We start from the raw sequence: 17,576 nt of genomic DNA, 5'->3' as shown, positions 1-17,576 counted from the left end.
ATCGCGGTTTTTTCATTCATGGCCGGCTAGATCATGCCTAACAACAACAGCACCAGCAGAATCACCAGCACTACGCCGACGATGCCGGATGGGCCGTAGCCCCAGCTGCGTGAGTGTGGGAAGACGGGTAAGCCACCGATCAGCAGCAGGATCAGGATGATGATGAGGATCGTGGTCATGGCGGAGTCCTTGCGTGGTTAGGGGTCAAGGGCCTCGGACTGCTGGCCTCTTGTTAATTCGGACCGGTGCCGCTTGTGAAAGATTCCATTTGCTCGGCACTGACCGCTTGGTCATGCCCGCCCATTCACTACCTTGATGGATCCTGCCTGATGCCAATGCCTTGAGTAGACTCGCCTGACAACCCATCAGAACAAGGCCTGCCACCATGCAAAACCGCATCATGATCACCGGCGCCGGGTCCGGCCTGGGCCGCGAGATCGCCCTGCGCTGGGCACACGAGGGCTGGCGCCTGGCGTTGGCCGACGTCAATGAGGCAGGGCTGCGCGAGACACTGGAGCTGGCCCGTGAGGCCGGTGGCGAGGGCTTCGTGCAGCGCTGTGATGTGCGCGACTACAGTCAGCTCACCGCCCTGGCCCAGGCATGCGAAGAGCGCTTTGGCGGCATCGATGTGATCGTCAACAATGCCGGCGTCGCCTCGGGCGGCTTTTTCGCGGAGCTGTCGCTGGAGGACTGGGACTGGCAGATCGCGGTCAACCTGATGGGCGTGGTCAAAGGCTGCAAGGCATTCCTGCCGTTGCTGGAGCGCAGCAAGGGCCGAATCATCAACATCGCCTCGATGGCCGCGCTGATGCAGGGCCCGGGCATGAGCAACTACAACGTGGCCAAGGCTGGCGTGCTGGCGCTGTCGGAAAGCCTGCTGGTCGAGTTGCGCCAGTTGCAGGTGGCGGTGCACGTGGTGTGCCCGTCGTTCTTCCAGACCAACCTGCTCGATTCGTTCCGTGGCCCGAACCCGGCCATGAAGGCCCAGGTCGGAAAGCTGCTGGAGGGCTCACCGATCAGCGCGGTCGATATTGCCGCATACATTCACCGGCAAGTGGCCGCTGGCGAGTTCCTGATCCTGCCGCACGAGGCTGGGCGTCAGGCCTGGCAGCTCAAGTGCGAGGCGCCCGCGCGACTGTATGACGAGATGGCCGAAATAGCGGTGAAAATGCGCGCCAAAGCCCCGGCGCGATGATCCGTCTGTAGGGGGATTTACCTATGAATGTAGGTCTGTTCTGAATTGCCCTGGAACCATTGTGTAGCCATCTGTACCCGAGGCAGTCTCCGGTTTTCCCTGTCGCAGGAGGATCGGATCATGCTGGTAATAGGTCGCGAAGTGGGCGAGGTCATCACCATCGGCGATGACATCCGCATCATGGTGGTGGAGACGCGAGACGGGATGGTGCGCTTCGGGATCAGTGCGCCGCGCGAGGTGCCGGTGCACCGCGCCGAGGTGTACAAGCGCATCAAGGAGGCTGAGGCGCGCAAGCAGCATATTGCCTGAAGGGGTCAGTCCAGCAGTTCGCGTGGCACATCGTGTTTGGCCAGTAACTGGCATTGCTGGCTTTCCGGGTCGAACAGGATGAACGCCTGGCCTTTGGCCAACGCCTGGCGCACGCGCAGTACGCGGGTTTCCAGGGGGGTATCGTCGCCATTGTCGGTGCCATCGCGGGTGACGAAGTCCTCGATCAGCAGGGTCAGGGTTTCGGCTTGCAGTTGGTCGTAGGGGATCAGCATGGGCAGGGGCGATTCTGGGGAATTAAGTGTGTGGGCATGCTACGCGAAAAGTTCGAGGGTTTGGGGCCGCTGTGCGGCCCCAGGGGGCTCAGCCTTTATTACCAACCAGGCTGTCCACCGCCGGCACCCGTGTATCGCTCTCCATTTGCGCATCGTGCTCCAACTGATGGCTGAAGCGTTCGAGCGAGGCATTGGCCGGCTGCGAGTCGCTGGCGAATACTGGTGGGCTCAGCAGGTACGCTGACAACAACCGGCTGAGCGCCGCCAGGCTGTCGATATGGGTGCGCTCGTAACCGTGGGTGGCATCGCAACCGAAGGCCACCAGCGCGGTACGGATGTCATGCCCCGCCGTCACTGCCGAGTGGGCATCGCTGAAGTAGTAACGGAACAGGTCGCGCCTTACCGGCAGTTCATGGTCGCCCGCCAGTTTCAGCAGGTGGCGCGACAGGTGGTAGTCGTAAGGCCCCGAAGAGTCCTGCATGGCCACGCTCACCGCATGCTCGCTGGAGGCCTGCCCTGGCGCTACCGGGGCAATGTCGATACCGACGAATTCGCTGACGTCCCAGGGCAGGGCGCCTGCCGCGCCAGAGCCGGTTTCTTCGGTGATGGTGAACAGCGGGTGGCAGTCGATCAGCGGCTGCTGGCCACTTTCCACCACCGCCTTGAGCGCCGCCAGCAAGGCGGCTACCCCGGCCTTGTCGTCCAGGTGGCGGGCACTGATGTGGCCGCTGTCGGTGAACTCGGGCAACGGGTCGAACGCCACGAAGTCGCCAATCGATACCCCCAGGGCTTCGCAGTCGGCGCGGGTGGCGCAATAGGCGTCCAGGCGCACTTCGACGTGGTCCCAGCTCACGGGCATCTGGTCGATGGCGGTGTTGAAGGCATGCCCGCTGGCCATCAGCGGCAATACGCTGCCGCGGAACACGCCGGTGTCGGTGAACACACTGACCCGGCTGCCCTCGGCAAAACGGCTCGACCAGCAGCCTACCGGGGCCAGGGCCAGGCGGCCGTTATCCTGCACCTGCCGCACGCTGGCACCGATGGTGTCCAGGTGAGCGGAGACGGCGCGATCGGGCGAGCTTTGCCGGCCCTTCAGGGTGGCGCGGATGGTGCCACGGCGGGTCAGCTCGAAGGGGATGCCCAGTTCGTCCAGGCGTTCGGCCACGTAGCGCACGATGGTGTCGGTGAAGCCGGTGGGGCTGGGGATGGCGAGCATCTCCAGCAGGACGCGTTTGAGGTAGTCCAGATCGGGTTCGGGGTGGTGATGTTCAGACATATGCACTCCTTACCGGCCTCTTCGCAGGCTCACCGCAGCGATAACCTGTGGGCGCGGGCTTGCCCCGCGAAGAGGCCGTCATTGATTCACGCCAAAGCCCGGCTATGCGGGAACAGCAGGTCGACAAAGCGCTCGGCTGTTGGCTGCGGTTCATGGTTGGCCAACCCGGCCCGCTCGTTGGCTTCGATGATCACGTAATCCGGGTGTTCGGCATCACGCACCATCAGGTCCATGCCCACCACTGGAATATCCAGCGCCCGTGCGGCCCGCACGGCGGCATCCGCCAGCACCGGGTGCAAGCGCTCGGTCACGTCCTCCAGTGTGCCGCCGGTGTGCAGGTTGGCGGTGCGGCGCACGGCCAGGCGCTGGCCGGCAGGCAGCACGCTGCCGTAGTCGAGGCCGGCGGCACGCACGCTGCGTTGGGTCTCATCGTCCAGCGGTATGCGGCTTTCGCCACCGGTCGCGGCTTGCCGGCGACGGCTCTGGGCTTCGATCAGCGCCTTGATGCTGTGCTTGCCGTCACCGATGACCTGGGCTGGATGGCGGATGGCAGCGGCTACCACCTCATAGCCGATCACCAGGATGCGCAGGTCCTGGCCGGGATGGAAGCTTTCCAGCAGCACGCGGCTGTCGAAACGCCGGGCATGTTCGATGGCCTGGCTGACGTCGTCATAGGTAGTCAGGTTGACCGCCACGCCCTGGCCTTGCTCGCCATCCACCGGCTTGACCACCACAGCGCCGTGCTCGTCGAGAAACGCCAGGTTGTCGTCGGCATTGCCGGCCAGTTGCTGCACCGGCACGTGCAGGCCGGCATTGTGCAGGGCCTGCTGGGTCAGCCGTTTGTCTTGGCAGAGGGTCATGCTGACTGCGCTGGTCAGGTCACTGAGCGATTCGCGGCAGCGCACCTTACGCCCGCCGAGGCTCAAGGTGAACAGGCCGCTCGCGGCATCGTCTACCTGCACCTCGATGCCACGTCGGTAGGCTTCGTCGACAATGATTCGCGCATAGGGATTCAGCCCGGCCTCGGGGCCTGGGCCAAGAAACAACTGCTGGTTGATGCCGTTTTTGCGCTTGACCGCGAAGGTGGGCAGGTTGCGAAAACCGAGCTTTTCATACAAGCGCTTGGCTTGACGGTTGTCATGCAGTACCGACAGGTCAAGGTAGGCCAGGCCGCGGCTCATGAAGTGCTCAATAAGGTGGCGCACCAGCACCTCACCCACCCCTGGGCGGGTGCAGTGTGGGTCGACGGCCAGGCACCACAGGCTGCTGCCATGCTCGGGGTCGTCAAACGCCTTGCTGTGGTTAAGGCCCATTACACTGCCGATCACCGCATGGGTGTCTTCGTCTTCAGCCAACCAGTACACCGGCCCGCCGAGGTGCCGCGGGGTCAGCAGTTCGGGCTGTACGGGCAACATGCCGCGGGCATGGTACAGCGTGTTGATGGCCTGCCAGTCGGCGTCGCTTTGTGCACGGCGGATGCGAAAGCCGCGAAATACCCGCGGTGCCTGGCGGTAGTCGGTAAACCACAGGCGCAGGGTGTCGGACGGGTCGAGAAACAACTGTTGCGGCGCCTGGGCCAGCAACTGCTGCGGCGCCGCCACGTACAAGGCGATGTCGCGTTCGCCAGGGCGCTCCTCCTGCAGTGCCTCGGCCAGGCTGGCCGGGTCCGGGTAGGTGTGGCCGATCAGCAGCCGGCCCCAGCCGCAATGCAAGGCGCGTGGCTGGTCGTGGGGCTCGCTGCCATCACCGGCCAGGCGCGCCTGCAAGCGCTCATAGGACGGAGCCTGGCCGCGCAAGAGACGCTGGCCGTAGGCGGTTTCGTGGGCTTTCATCGATCAGATTCCTTGTTCGCTCAGCCACAGGTTGAGCGCCGCCAATTGCCACAGCTTGGAGCCGTGCAAGGGCGTCAGCTGGCCGTGCGGGTTGCTCAGCAGGCGGTCGACCATGGCCGGGTTGAACAACCCGCGGTCCTGGCTGGGGTCGGTCAGCAGCTCGCGCACCCAACCCAGCGTTGCGCCTTCCAGGTGCTTGAGGCCAGGGACCGGGAAGTAACCCTTCTTGCGGTCGATCACCTCATGCGGGATCACCCGTCGGGCGGCCTGTTTGAGCACCTGCTTGCCGCCATCGGGCAGCTTGAAGCGCGCCGGGATGCGTGCCGACAGTTCCACCAGGCGGTAGTCGAGAAACGGCGTACGGGCTTCCAGGCCCCAGGCCATGGTCATGTTGTCGACCCGTTTGACCGGGTCATCGACCAGCATCACCGTGCTGTCCAGGCGCAGGGCCTTGTCGACCGGGTCGCGAGCGCCGGGGCGGGCGAAGTGTTCGCGGACAAAATCGCCAGCGGCGTCGCTTTCCAGCAGCCAAGGCGCTTGCACGGTGTCACGGTACTCGGCGTGGCTGCGGTCAAAGAACGCGTCGCGGTAGGCGCCGAAGGCATCCTCTGCGCCGTCGACTTGTGGGTACCAGTGGTAACCGGCGAACAGCTCGTCCGCGCCCTGGCCGCTTTGCACGCCCTTGCAGTGCTTGGCCACTTCCCGCGACAGCAGGTAGAAGGCGATGCAGTCATGGCTGACCATTGGCTCGCTCATGGCGCGGAACGCGGCCGGCAACTGGTCGATGATTTCATGTTCGGCAATGCGCAACTGGTGATGACGGGTGCCGTAGTGGCGGGCGATCAGGTCGGAATACTGGAATTCGTCGCCGCGTTCGCCGCCGGCATCTTCGAAGCCGATGGAGAAGGTCGACAGGTCGTCGACGCCGGCCTCGCGCAGCAGGCCGACCAGCAAGCTGGAGTCGACACCGCCGGACAGCAGCACCCCGACATCCACCGCAGCGCGCTGGCGGATCGCCACGGCATCACGCGTTGCGTCGAGTACGCGGGTGGTCCAGCCTTCCAGGTCGAGCTCACGCTCGTCGGGGTGGGCGCCGTATTGCAGTTGCCACCAGGTCTGGCGTTCGACTTCGCCGTGGCGGTCGACGCGCATCCAGGTGCCGGGCTCGAGCTTTTGCACATTGGCCAGCAAGGTGCGCGGCGCCGGCACCACGGCGTGGAAGTTGAGGTAGTGGTTGAGCGCCACCGGGTCGATGACCGGGTCGATGTCGCCGCCCTTCAGCAGTGCAGGCAGCGTCGAGGCGAAACGCAGGCGCTCGCCGTTGCGCGACAGGTAGAGGGGTTTGACGCCGAGGCGGTCGCGGGCCAGGAACAGGCGTTGGTTGTCACGCTCCCAGATGGCCAGGGCGAACATGCCGTTGAGCTTGGGCAGCAGCGCTGCGCCCCAGGCGTGGTAGCCCTTGAGCAGCACTTCGGTGTCGCCGTCGGACCAGAAGGTGTAGCCCAGGTCCTGCAGCTCCTGGCGCAGCTCGGGGAAGTTGTAGATGGCGCCGTTGAAGGCCAGCGACAGACCCAGGGTGTTGTCGACCATCGGCTGCGCCGAGCCGTCGGACAAATCCATGATTTTCAGCCGGCGGTGGCCGAGGGCGATCGGGCCTTGGCTATGAAAGCCCCAGGCGTCCGGGCCGCGAGGCGCCAGGTGGTGGGTGATGCGCTCCACTGCGGCCAGGTCGGCCGGGCGTGGGGCTTGGTCGATGGGGGTAAAACGTAACTCTCCTGCTAATCCGCACATAAGTCCTTACCGGTTTTTCCGTTGGGGAGGCGGCGCCCGGAAGCAGGCGCCTTAAGGAACTGACCGAGGAGGTTTGCAGGAGTTTTAGATCAATCTGTTATATGGGTGGGGTGCTGGGTGGTTGGCTTGGGGGTGTTGCGCCTGTGAGATCGAGCGCCGCGCGGGCGGCGCTCGATCTCACAGGCGCAACTGATCTCCAGCCATGCCCCAACCCTTTCACTTACCTCGAATCAACCTGCGCAACGCAAACCGGTTCGGATGGCACGCTTCGGCCACTGCACGAGGCACCGGCAAGGGCTCGCCACACACCCAGGCAGCAATCAATTCGCCCGACAGCGGCGCGGTGATCAACCCCCGTGACCCGTGCCCGCTGTTCACATACAGCCCGTCGAGCCAGGGGCAGTCCACTTCCGGCACTTGCCGCGCATCCCTGGCCAGCACGGCAAAGGTTTCGGCGAACACCTGCGGGTCGGCCATCGGCCCGACGATCGGCAGGTAATCGGGGCTGGTGCACCTGAACGCTGCACGGCCCTGCAACTGCTCGGCGTCGAGCGAGGCAATATCCAGTCGCTGTGCCAGGTCGATGGAGATCTCATCCAGCAATGCCAGGTTGCCTTTATGTTCGGCAACGGTCGGCGCCAAGTCTTCACTGTGGAAGTCGAAGCTGGCGCCCAGCGTATGTTCGCCCTCCCGAGGTGGCGCCACATAACCGTCTGCGCACACCACCGTGCGCAGGGCACGGCTGGCATCGGTCGCCGGCAGGCGGGTGATCTGCCCGCGGATGCGCTTGAGCGGCAACTGTGCGCAGGGCTCGAAACGCCGTACATCGGCGGCGCCTGCCAGCACCACCAGGGGGGCGCTGGCCAGCAGGCGCTCGCCATCCCAGGCCTGCCACAGGTCATCGACCTTGCGCAGTGCCACCGCCTCATGGTGCACCAGCAGCCGAACCCCGTGGTGCCGCAACTGCGCCAGGCACAGGGCCGGCGGGTGTACCCAGCCGCCTTCCGGGTAGAACAGGCCGCCTGAAGGCAGGGCCACCCCGGCAAGCGCCTCGGCTTCTTCACGGCCCAGCGCGCGCAACAGGTCAGGGTCGAAGGCTGCGGCCAGCTTGCCCTGGCGTTCGGCTTCCTTGTTGTCGAACGCCAGCTGCAGCACCCCACAGGCATCCCAATCGCGGCCCCGCTGCAGGCTTTCGAGCTGGCGTCTGGTATAGCCGAAACCGGCCAGGATCATCTGCGAAAGGGCGGTGCCATGGGCGGACAGCTTGAGGTACAACACCCCTTGCGGGTTGCCGGACGCTTCCTGGGCGGGGGCGTCGTGACGTTCCAGTACCGTGACCTGCCAGCCACGCCTGGCCAGGCTGGCGGCAGTGGCACTGCCCGCCAGCCCGGCCCCGATCACCAAGGCTTCACGCGGCCCTTCGACACTGCGCGGGCGGCCATACCAGGGCACGTACTGACGGGCGGCTGTCGGCCCGGTGTAGGCGCCGCTCATCACCTCCCACTTCTTGCCGATCCCCGGCACTTTCTTCATGGCGAAGCCGGCTTCGACCAGGCTGCGCCGCACCCAGCCAGTGGTGGTGAAGGTGCCCAGTACGGTGCCCGCGTGTGACAGCCGCGCCAGTTGCGCGAACAGTTCCGGGGTCCACATGTCGGGGTTCTTGGCCGGGGCGAAGCCATCGAGGAACCACACATCGATGTGTGCATCGAGCTGCGGCAGTTGTTCGAGCACATCACCGATCAACAGCGTCAGGGTGACCCGACCGTTGTCGAAGGTGAACTGCTGGAACCCCGGGTGCACCGCCACGTACTGCTCAAGCAATGGCTCGGTAAAAGCAGCCAGCTCCGGCCACAGGCGTACTGCCCTGGCCATGTCGGCGTGGCCGAGCGGGTACTTTTCGACACTGACGAAATGCAGGCGGGCGTCGGCATGGGCGTGTTGGTCAAACAACTGCCAGGCGCAGAAAAAATTCATGCCGGTGCCAAACCCGGTTTCGCCGATCACCAGGCAGGCGTGCGGCGCCAGGTCGGCGAAGCGTTCGCCCAGGCGGGTCTGGCCGAGGAAGACGTGTTTGGTTTCTTCGATGCCTTCGTTGACCGCGAAGTACACATCGTCGTACTGCCGCGAATGGGGGCGGCCCTGGTCGTCCCAGTCGATCTGGGCATGCTGGAGGAGGGTGGACATGGTGGGCTCGGTTGCAGCGGATGCCGGGATTTTATGCCATCTGCGTTTTTTGCGCAGGTTGCAGCGGCACAGCCACAGCACAAATCCGCTAGTCTTGTTTATCCATTGAAGGAGCCACTGCATGTTCGAATCCGCCGAAATCGGTCACAGCATCGACAAGGAAACCTACGACGCCGAAGTGCCTGCCCTGCGCGAAGCGCTGCTCGAAGCCCAGTACGAGCTCAAGCAGCAGGCGCGGTTCCCGGTGATTGTGCTGATCAACGGCATCGAAGGGGCTGGCAAGGGCGAGACGGTCAAGCTGCTCAACGAGTGGATGGACCCGCGCATGATCGATGTGCTCACCTTCGACCAGCAGACCGACGAGGAACTGGCCCGGCCACCGGCCTGGCGCTACTGGCGGGCGCTCCCACCGAAGGGGCGGATGGGGGTGTTCTTTGGCAACTGGTACAGCCAGATGCTTCAGGGGCGTGTGCACGGGGTATTCAAGGACGCGGTACTCGACCAGGCCATCACCGGCGCCGAACGGCTGGAGCAGATGCTGTGCGACGAAGGCGCGCTGATCATCAAATTCTGGTTCCACCTCTCCAAGAAACAGATGAAAGCCCGCCTCAAAGCGCTCAAGGACGACCCGCTGCACAGCTGGCGGATCAGCCCGCTGGACTGGCAGCAATCCGAGACCTACGACCGCTTCGTGCGTTTTGGCGAGCGGGTACTGCGCCGTACCAGCCGTGACTACGCGCCGTGGCACGTGGTCGAGGGGGTCGACCCGCATTATCGCAGCCTGGCGGTGGGGCGCATTCTGCTCGAGAGCCTGCAAGCCGCCCTGGCCAACAACCCCAAGGGCAAGCACCACGGCAACGTCGCGCCGTTGGGCCGCAGCATCGACCAGCGCAGCCTGATCGGCGCCCTGGACATGACCCTGCGCCTGGACAAGCAGGATTACCAGGAGCAACTGGTGACCGAGCAGGCGCGCCTGGCCGGCCTGCTGCGCCACAAACACATGCGTCGGCATGCCTTGGTGGCGGTGTTCGAAGGTAACGATGCGGCCGGCAAGGGCGGCGCGATCCGCCGAGTGGCAGCCGCGCTGGACCCACGCCAGTACCGTATCGTGCCGATTGCCGCGCCCAGCGAAGACGAGCGTGCGCAGCCGTACTTGTGGCGGTTCTGGCGGCAGATTCCGGCGCGGGGCAAGTTCACCATCTTCGACCGGTCTTGGTATGGCCGGGTGCTGGTGGAGCGGGTCGAGGGTTTCTGCAGCCCGGCCGACTGGATGCGCGCCTACAGCGAGATCAATGATTTCGAAGAGCAGTTGGTGAATGCGGGCGTGGTGGTGGTCAAGTTCTGGCTGGCGATCGACCAGCAGACTCAGCTGGAGCGCTTCGAGGAACGCGAGCAGATCCCGTTCAAACGCTACAAGATCACCGAGGACGACTGGCGCAACCGCGAAAAGTGGGACCTGTATACCGAGGCGGTGGGCGACATGGTCGACCGCACCAGCAGCGAGATCGCACCGTGGACGCTGGTCGAAGCCAACGATAAGCGCTGGGCACGGGTGAAGGTATTGCGCACTATCAATGAGGCGCTGGAAGCGGCATTTGCCAAAGACAAGAAGTAGCCCCAATGGTGGTTCAGCCATGCCGCGGGGGAATGACCTGATGAATTCTTTTCACGGCTGTTTGCCCCGCTGCCACCCGTCAAGCCCGTAGAATCCAACCACCCCCACCACGGGCTTGAATGAGGGCTTTATGCACACCACTTCCGGACGCAGGGTCTATGGCCTGTTCCTGGCACTTCTGACCGCGCTGCTGTGGGGCATCCTGCCGATCAAGCTCAAGCAGGTGCTGCTGGTGATGGACCCGGTCACCGTCACCTGGTACCGCCTGCTGGTTTCCGGCGGGCTGTTGTTCGCCTGGCTGGGGGCCAATCGCCGGCTGCCAGCGTTCGGCAAGCTCGGGCGCAAGGGCAAAGGGCTGGTGGCTGTGGCCGTGCTCGGCCTGATGGGCAACTACGTGCTGTACCTGATCGGCCTCAAGTTGCTCAGCCCTGGCACCGCACAACTGGTTGTACAGGTCGGCCCGGTGCTGTTGCTGGTGGCCAGCGTGTTCGTGTTCAAGGAGCGGTTCAGCTTGGGGCAGGGGGTGGGCCTGCTGATTCTGATCGGGGGGTTCGGCCTGTTCTTCAACCAGCGCCTGGAAGAACTGCTGACCTCGCTCGGCGCATACACCACAGGCGTGTTGACCATTCTGCTGGCGACCAGCATCTGGGTGTTCTACGCCCTGAGCCAGAAGCAGCTGCTGACGGTATGGCACTCACAGCAGGTGATGATGGTGATCTACCTGTGTTGCGCCGCGCTGCTCACGCCTTGGGTGCATCCGCTGGAAGCGTTGCAACTGTCGCCGCTGCAGGGCTGGCTGCTGCTGGCCTGCTGCCTGAATACCCTGGTGGCTTATGGTGCCTTCGCCGAAGCCCTGGCGCATTGGGAGGCTTCGCGGGTGAGTGCGACGTTGGCGTTGACCCCGCTGGTGACCTTTGTGGCAGTGGCTATTGCAGCCTGGATGTGGCCGGCGTATGTGCATGCCGAGGACATCAATGCCCTGGGGTATTTGGGTGCGGTGACGGTGGTGCTGGGGTCGGCGTTGGTGGCGCTGGGGCCTTCGTTGGTCGCTGGCTGGCGGGCGAGAAAGGCCCGCCTGGCGCAGGTGCATCTCTAACCTGCGCCGCTAAGGGCCAGTAGCGGCAGCCGCTGAATCAGCCCTTGCCGCCCGGTGCCAGCATGTTCTCTGGCCGCACCCACTGATCGAACTGTTCGTTGGTCAGGTATTTCAACTCCAGCGCCGCCTCGCGCAAGGTCTTGCCCTCGCCATACGCCTTCTTGGCAATCTCCGCTGCCTTGTCATAGCCGATATGCGGGTTCAGCGCCGTCACCAGCATCAGACCGCGCTCCAGGTGCGCCGCCATCTGCTCGGCGTCGGGCTCGATGCCGGCCACGCAGTGTTGCTGGAAGTTGCGGCAGCCGTCGGCCAGCAGTTCCACCGACTGCAGCAGGTTGTGGATGATCACCGGTTTGAACACGTTCAGCTGCAAGTGGCCCTGGCTGGCGGCAAAACCGATCGCCGCGTCGTTGCCCAGCACCTGGCAGGCCAGCATCGACAGCGCCTCGCACTGGGTCGGGTTGACCTTGCCAGGCATGATCGAGCTGCCCGGCTCGTTGGCTGGCAGGCGCACTTCGGCAAGCCCCGCACGCGGGCCGGAGCCGAGCAGGCGCAGGTCGTTGGCGATTTTCATCAATGCCACGGCCAGGGTCTTCAAGGCCCCGGCCAGGCTGGTCAGCGGTTCATGGCCGGCCAGCGCCGCAAACTTGTTGGGCGCGGTGACGAACGGCAAGCCGGACAGCGCGGCCAGCTCTGCGGCGATGGCTTCGGCGAAGCCGTGTGGCGCGTTCAGGCCGGTACCCACGGCCGTGCCGCCCTGGGCCAGCTCACAGACCGGGGGCAGGGTGGCGCGGATGGCGCGCTGGGCATAGTCGAGCTGGGCGACGAAGGCGGAAACCTCCTGGCCGAAGGTAATCGGCGTGGCGTCCATCATGTGCGTGCGGCCGGTCTTGACCAGCTTCTGGTGGCGCGCCGACAGTTCGGCCAGCCCTGCCGACAGCTCGGCGATCGCCGGCAGCAGCTGTTCATGCACCGCCTGGGCTGCGGCGATGTGCATGGCCGTGGGGAAGCAGTCGTTGGAACTCTGCGAGCGGTTGACGTGGTCGTTGGGGTGCACCGGCGTCTTGCCGCCGCGGCCCTTGCCGGCCAGTTCGTTGGCACGGCCGGCGATGACTTCGTTGACGTTCATGTTGCTCTGGGTGCCGCTGCCGGTCTGCCAGACCACCAGCGGGAACTGATCGTCATGCTGGCCGTCGAGCACTTCGTCGGCGGCCTGCTCGATCAGCCGGGCGATTTCGGCCGGCAGGTCACCGTTGCGATCGTTGACCCGTGCTGCGGCCTTCTTGATCAGCGCCAGGGCGTGCAGCACCGCGAGGGGCATGCGTTCCTTGCCAATGGCGAAGTTGATCAGCGAACGCTGGGTCTGCGCACCCCAGTAGGCGTCCTCAGGAACTTCGACCGGGCCCAGGCTGTCTGTCTCGATACGGCTCATTCTGCGCTCACTCCTTTGTGGTTCGAAATCGCAGTTTAGGCCCTGATTCGACAGAGCGGTTCCATCGCTCGTCGTCCCCACTTGAGCACATCGCCACCACAGCGCAGAATGCTCATCTCTGAGGTACCCGCCTCCCTCTCTTGAAGGAAATGCAATGACCCGTCTCCGTGTCCTCTGTGCCGCCGTCGCCCTGGCCTGTGCCAGCGGCCAGGTACTCGCTGCCACCGCCAGTCACAACGCTGCCGCCGAGAAATTCCTGACCCTGGCCAACGCCGACAAGCTGGGCACTCCGGTCTATATGCAGGTCCAACAGATGTTCGCCCAGCGCTTTGCCCAGACCAAGGCACCTTCGTCGAAGCAACCGGTACTGGAAAGCTACCAGGCCAAGGCCAATGCCGCCCTGGACAACGCCATCGGCTGGAGCAAGCTGAAGCCGAAAATGGTCGACCTGTACACCGCGACCTTCACCGAGACCGAGCTCAAGGACCTGGTCAAATTCTACGAGTCGCCGCTGGGCAAGAAAGTGTTGCGCGAAATGCCAAAGGTTACCCAGCAGTCGGCCCAGTTGACCCAGCAGAGCCTGGAACCAGCAGTGCCGGTGGTCAACAAGCTGCTCGAAGACATGACCAAAGAGCTTGACCCGAACGCTGGCAAGGCCGCCGTCCCCGCCAAGAAGTGAGTAACGCGTGATGAGCATGCAGCACCGCATCGAGCAACAACTGGCAACGCTGGCGCCGCAACACCTGGAAGTGCTCAATGAAAGTCACATGCACAGTCGTGGTCAGGAGACCCACTACAAGGCAGTGATCGTCAGCGAGCAGTTTGCCGGGTTGAACAGCGTCAAGCGCCACCAGAAGGTCTACGCCACCATGGGTGAGCTGATGGGCGAGATTCATGCCCTGGCCATCCACACGTACACCGCCGAGGAGTGGGCCAAGGTGGGTGTTGCACCGGCCTCGCCGGTGTGTGCAGGCGGTGGGCACTGAATCCTTTTTGTTGATCTGGTAGAATCTGCACCATCCGGGGGCCGCTTTGCGGCCCCCTGCTTTTTGTCCAACCCGGTCCGCCCCTTACGAGGGCAACCACCAGGAGATTCAGTTTCATGTCACAACCGATCGTCGTCGCGGCGCTGTACAAGTTCGTCACCCTGCAAGACTACGTCGAACTGCGCGAGCCACTGCTCAAGGCCATGCTCGACAATGACGTCAAAGGCACCCTGCTGCTGGCCAACGAAGGCATCAACGGCACCGTGTCGGCCACCCGCGAAGGCATCGACGGCCTGCTCGCCTGGCTGCGCAATGACCCACGCCTGGTGGATGTCGACCACAAGGAATCGTACTGCGACGAACAGCCGTTCTACCGCACCAAGGTCAAGCTCAAGAAAGAGATCGTCACCCTCGGCGTACCGGGCGTTGACCCCAACCAGCAGGTGGGGACCTACGTCGAGCCCAAGGACTGGAACGCCCTGATCAGCGACCCTGAAGTGCTGCTGATCGATACCCGCAACGACTACGAAGTGGCCATTGGCACTTTCAAGGGCGCCGTCGACCCCAAGACCGAAACCTTCCGCGAGTTCCCCGACTACATCAAGGCCAACTTCGACCCGAGCAAGCACAAGAAGGTGGCGATGTTCTGCACCGGGGGCATCCGTTGCGAAAAAGCCTCCAGCTACATGCTCGGTGAAGGCTTCGAGGCGGTCTATCATCTTAAAGGTGGCGTCCTGAAGTACTTCGAAGAAGTGCCTCAGGAAGAAAGCCTGTGGGACGGCGATTGCTTCGTCTTCGACAACCGCGTCACGGTGCGTCATGACCTGAGCGAGGGCGAATATGACCAGTGCCATGCCTGCCGCCATCCGATCAATGCAGAGGAACGCGCGTCCGAGCACTACTCGCCAGGTGTGAGCTGCCCGCACTGCTGGGACAGCCTGAGCGAGAAGACTCGCCGCAGCGCCATCGACCGGCAGAAGCAGATCGAACTGGCCAAGGCGCGTAACCTGCCGCACCCGATCGGTTACAACTACAAAGCCGAGGCCTGATGCATGTCTGCACGCCTGCTTTATGTGATGGACCCGATGTGCTCCTGGTGCTGGGGCTTTGCGCCGGTGGCCGCAGCCCTGATCGCCCAGGCGCGTGAAGCCGGCGTGCCGACCCGCGTGGTGCCAGGCGGCCTGCGCACGGGCGGCAGCGCCCTGGATGCCTCGACCCGCAAGTACATCCTCGAACATTGGCAGGCGGTGGCCGAAGCCACCGGTCAGCCGTTTCGTTTCGAGGGCGCCATGCCGGACGGGTTCGTCTACGACACCGAGCCTGCCTGCCGCGCCCTGGTCACTGCCCGCGAGCTGGACGCCGAGCGCGTCTGGCCACTGCTGGCGCTGATCCAGGGCTCGTTCTACGCGGCCGGCGTCGACGTCACCACCGCGCCGCAGCTGGTCGAACTGGCCGAACAGGCAGGCTTTGACCGTGCGGCATTCGCCGAGGCCTTCGCCCGCGCCGAGACCCGTGTGGCCACCGCCGCTGATTTCACCTGGGCGCAGGGCCTGGGTATTGCCGGTTTCCCCACCTTGCTGGCCGAGCGCAACGGCCAGCTGGCGTTGCTGACCAACGGCTACCAGCCGCTGGAGCGCTTGCAACCCTTGCTCGGCCGCTGGCTGCAGCAGGCTGCCTGTGCTTGATGTGCCTGGGTCACCCGACCCTGTGCCGGGGAAGCCTCACAGTGCGGCCGATCGGCTGAGCTGGGCGGAAATCCGCCGCCTGGCCCTGCATCACAAGAAAAACCTCTGGTCCGCCAATCTGATTGCCGTACTGGCGGCCTGTTGCAGCGTGCCGATCCCTTTGCTGCTACCGCTGCTGGTGGACGAAGTGCTGCTTGGCAACGGCGATGCTGCGCTGAAGTGGATGAACCAGGTGCTGCCGGCCAACTGGCAGGTGGCCGCTGGCTATATCGGCCTGATGCTGGCGCTGACGCTTTGCCTGCGCCTGGCGGCCCTGGCCTTCAACGTGGTGCAGGCCAAGCTGTTCGCCGGGTTGGCCAAGGACATCGTCTACCGCCTGCGCATCCGCCTGATCGAGCGGCTCAAGCGGATTTCCCTCAAGGAATACGAAAGCCTGGGCAGTGGCACCGTGACCACTCACCTGGTCACCGACCTGGACACCCTCGACAAGTTCGTCGGCGAGACCCTCAGCCGCTTCCTGGTGGCCATGCTGACCCTGACCGGTACGGCGGCGATCCTGATCTGGATGCACTGGCAGCTGGCGCTGCTGATCCTGTTGTTCAACCCGCTGGTGATCTACTTCACCGTGCAGCTGGGCAAACGGGTCAAGCACCTGAAGAAGCTTGAAAACGACAGCACCGCGCGCTTTACCCAGGCGCTGTCGGAAACCCTCGACGCCATCCAGGAGATCCGTGCCGGCAACCGCCAGGGCTACTTCCTCGGTCGGCTTGGCCTGCGTGCGCGGGAAGTGCGCGACTACGCCGTGGACTCGCAATGGAAAAGCGACGCCAGTGGCCGCGCCAGTGGTTTGTTGTTCCAGTTCGGCATCGACATCTTCCGCGCCGCGGCGATGCTCACGGTGCTGTTCTCCGACCTGTCGATCGGCCAGATGCTGGCCGTGTTCAGCTACCTGTGGTTCATGATCGGCCCGGTGGAGCAACTGCTCAACCTGCAATACGCCTACTATGCCGCTGGCGGTGCCCTGAGCCGGCTCAACGAGCTGCTGGCGCGTGCCGACGAGCCGCAGTACCCGGCCGCCACTGACCCATTTGCGGGGCGCGAGACGGTGGGCATCGAGGTTCGCGACCTGCGCTTTGCCTATGCCGAGGAACCGGTGCTCGACCACCTTGACCTGTCCATCGCCCCGGGCGAGAAGGTGGCCATCGTGGGGGCCAGTGGCGGCGGCAAGAGCACCTTGGTGCAACTGCTGCTTGGCCTGTACAGCGCCCAGGCGGGGACCATCCGCTTTGGCGGTGCCAGCCTGCAGGAGATCGGCCTGGAGACCTTGCGCGAAAACGTCGCGGTGGTACTGCAGCACCCTTCGCTGTTCAACGACAGCGTACGCGCCAACCTGACCATGGGCCGCGATTGCAGCGATGACGCCTGCTGGCAGGCGCTGCGCATTGCCCAGCTCGACGCCACCATCGCGGCTTTGCCGCAAGGCCTGGACAGTGTGGTCGGGCGCTCTGGCGTGCGCCTGTCCGGGGGGCAGCGGCAACGGCTGGCCATCGCCCGTATGGTACTGGCCGAACCCAAGGTGGTGATCCTCGACGAAGCCACCTCGGCGCTGGATGCCGCCACCGAGTACAACCTGCACCAGGCCCTGGCACGCTTCCTCGATGGCCGGACCACGCTGATCATCGCCCACCGCCTGTCGGCAGTGAAGCAGGCTGATCGGGTGCTGGTGTTCGATGGTGGGCATGTGGCCGAAGATGGCGACCATCAGCAACTGATCGCCGACGGTGGGTTGTACGCCAAGCTGTACGGGCACCTTCAGCAAACCTGAGCCCCACAACAGGCTGAATAGGCTGTCTGCTGTCATAAAAATCCTCTCCGCGCAGATGGCAAATGGCCTACGCTGTGCTTGTCTGGGTTGATTCGAGCCTTATCTGCTCTGTGACAG

At 64.4% G+C, this 17,576-nt stretch carries 16 protein-coding genes; 9 read left to right on the top strand and 7 right to left on the bottom strand.

The annotated features are described in order from the left end of the window. Positions 1–26 precede the first annotated feature (26 nt). Positions 27–179, bottom strand: coding sequence for a DUF3309 family protein (locus tag DJ563_RS14590; protein ID WP_012271016.1), 153 nt, complete (start codon positions 177–179; stop codon positions 27–29). A gap of 206 nt (positions 180–385) precedes the next feature. Here DJ563_RS14590 and DJ563_RS14585 point away from each other — a divergent pair, with 206 nt between their 5' ends. After that, entirely contained in the window at positions 386–1,195 is an 810-nt protein-coding gene (locus DJ563_RS14585; protein WP_434517937.1) for an SDR family oxidoreductase, read from the top strand. 120 nt (positions 1,196–1,315) lie between these two features. Next, positions 1,316–1,504 carry a carbon storage regulator CsrA gene (gene csrA, locus DJ563_RS14580; RefSeq protein ID WP_274099934.1) on the top strand — a complete coding sequence of 63 codons (189 nt, stop codon included), beginning with the start codon at positions 1,316–1,318 and terminating at the stop codon, positions 1,502–1,504. A 5-nt stretch (positions 1,505–1,509) separates the two neighbouring features. Here the strand turns inward: csrA and DJ563_RS14575 are convergent, their stop codons facing one another. The 5 genes from DJ563_RS14575 to mnmC form a co-directional block, all read right to left on the bottom strand. Further along, positions 1,510–1,737 carry a YheU family protein gene (locus tag DJ563_RS14575; RefSeq protein ID WP_016501031.1) on the bottom strand — a complete coding sequence of 76 codons (228 nt, stop codon included), beginning with the start codon at positions 1,735–1,737 and terminating at the stop codon, positions 1,510–1,512. A gap of 88 nt (positions 1,738–1,825) precedes the next feature. Beyond that, positions 1,826–3,013 carry an osmoprotectant NAGGN system M42 family peptidase gene (locus DJ563_RS14570; protein WP_033700721.1) on the bottom strand — a complete coding sequence of 396 codons (1,188 nt, stop codon included), beginning with the start codon at positions 3,011–3,013 and terminating at the stop codon, positions 1,826–1,828. Positions 3,014–3,099: 86 nt separating this feature from the next. Beyond that, entirely contained in the window at positions 3,100–4,845 is a 1,746-nt protein-coding gene (ngg, locus tag DJ563_RS14565; RefSeq protein ID WP_434517936.1) for an N-acetylglutaminylglutamine synthetase, read from the bottom strand. Positions 4,846–4,848: 3 nt separating this feature from the next. Then, entirely contained in the window at positions 4,849–6,636 is a 1,788-nt protein-coding gene (locus DJ563_RS14560) for an N-acetylglutaminylglutamine amidotransferase (RefSeq protein WP_434517935.1), read from the bottom strand. Between the two features lie 216 nt (positions 6,637–6,852). Then, the gene (mnmC, locus tag DJ563_RS14555; RefSeq protein ID WP_434517934.1) at positions 6,853–8,820 is read right to left on the bottom strand and encodes a bifunctional tRNA (5-methylaminomethyl-2-thiouridine)(34)-methyltransferase MnmD/FAD-dependent 5-carboxymethylaminomethyl-2-thiouridine(34) oxidoreductase MnmC; all 1,968 of its coding nucleotides are present in this window, start codon (positions 8,818–8,820) and stop codon (positions 6,853–6,855) included. A 121-nt stretch (positions 8,821–8,941) separates the two neighbouring features. On the opposite strand from mnmC, the gene pap reads away from it, so the two are divergent. Both pap and DJ563_RS14545 read left to right on the top strand, forming a co-directional pair. Next, complete coding sequence (gene pap / locus DJ563_RS14550; RefSeq protein ID WP_274098315.1) at positions 8,942–10,435, top strand: polyphosphate:AMP phosphotransferase; 1,494 nt, start codon at positions 8,942–8,944, stop codon at positions 10,433–10,435. 130 nt (positions 10,436–10,565) lie between these two features. Continuing rightward, positions 10,566–11,531, top strand: a complete 966-nt coding sequence (locus DJ563_RS14545; protein ID WP_033700714.1) for a DMT family transporter — start codon at positions 10,566–10,568, stop codon at positions 11,529–11,531. Between the two features lie 37 nt (positions 11,532–11,568). Here the strand turns inward: DJ563_RS14545 and DJ563_RS14540 are convergent, their stop codons facing one another. After that, positions 11,569–12,963: a class II fumarate hydratase gene (locus tag DJ563_RS14540; protein WP_033700713.1), complete on the bottom strand. Its 1,395-nt coding sequence runs from the start codon at positions 12,961–12,963 to the stop codon at positions 11,569–11,571. 154 nt (positions 12,964–13,117) lie between these two features. Between DJ563_RS14540 and DJ563_RS14535 the strand changes: the two genes are divergently transcribed. The 5 genes from DJ563_RS14535 to DJ563_RS14515 all read left to right on the top strand — a co-directional run bounded on the left by DJ563_RS14535 (position 13,118) and on the right by DJ563_RS14515 (position 17,459). Beyond that, positions 13,118–13,642 carry a DUF2059 domain-containing protein gene (locus DJ563_RS14535; RefSeq protein WP_274098314.1) on the top strand — a complete coding sequence of 175 codons (525 nt, stop codon included), beginning with the start codon at positions 13,118–13,120 and terminating at the stop codon, positions 13,640–13,642. A gap of 10 nt (positions 13,643–13,652) precedes the next feature. Then, on the top strand, positions 13,653–13,949 hold the full coding sequence (locus tag DJ563_RS14530; RefSeq protein WP_033700710.1) for a BolA family protein: 297 nt from the start codon (positions 13,653–13,655) through the stop codon (positions 13,947–13,949). Positions 13,950–14,065: 116 nt separating this feature from the next. After that, positions 14,066–14,998, top strand: coding sequence for a rhodanese-related sulfurtransferase (locus tag DJ563_RS14525; protein ID WP_186659271.1), 933 nt, complete (start codon positions 14,066–14,068; stop codon positions 14,996–14,998). A gap of 3 nt (positions 14,999–15,001) precedes the next feature. Continuing rightward, the gene (locus DJ563_RS14520; protein WP_434517933.1) at positions 15,002–15,634 is read left to right on the top strand and encodes a DsbA family protein; all 633 of its coding nucleotides are present in this window, start codon (positions 15,002–15,004) and stop codon (positions 15,632–15,634) included. After that, on the top strand, positions 15,627–17,459 hold the full coding sequence (locus tag DJ563_RS14515) for an ABC transporter ATP-binding protein (RefSeq protein WP_033700706.1): 1,833 nt from the start codon (positions 15,627–15,629) through the stop codon (positions 17,457–17,459). The genes DJ563_RS14520 and DJ563_RS14515 overlap by 8 nt, the downstream gene beginning before the upstream one ends. Positions 17,460–17,576 lie beyond the last annotated feature (117 nt).

Origin of the sequence: Pseudomonas sp. NFX1 (genome assembly GCF_051123555.1) — a bacterium.
Lineage (GTDB): Bacteria > Pseudomonadota > Gammaproteobacteria > Pseudomonadales > Pseudomonadaceae > Aquipseudomonas > Aquipseudomonas capeferrum.
This window is presented reverse-complemented; position numbering and strand designations above follow the sequence as displayed.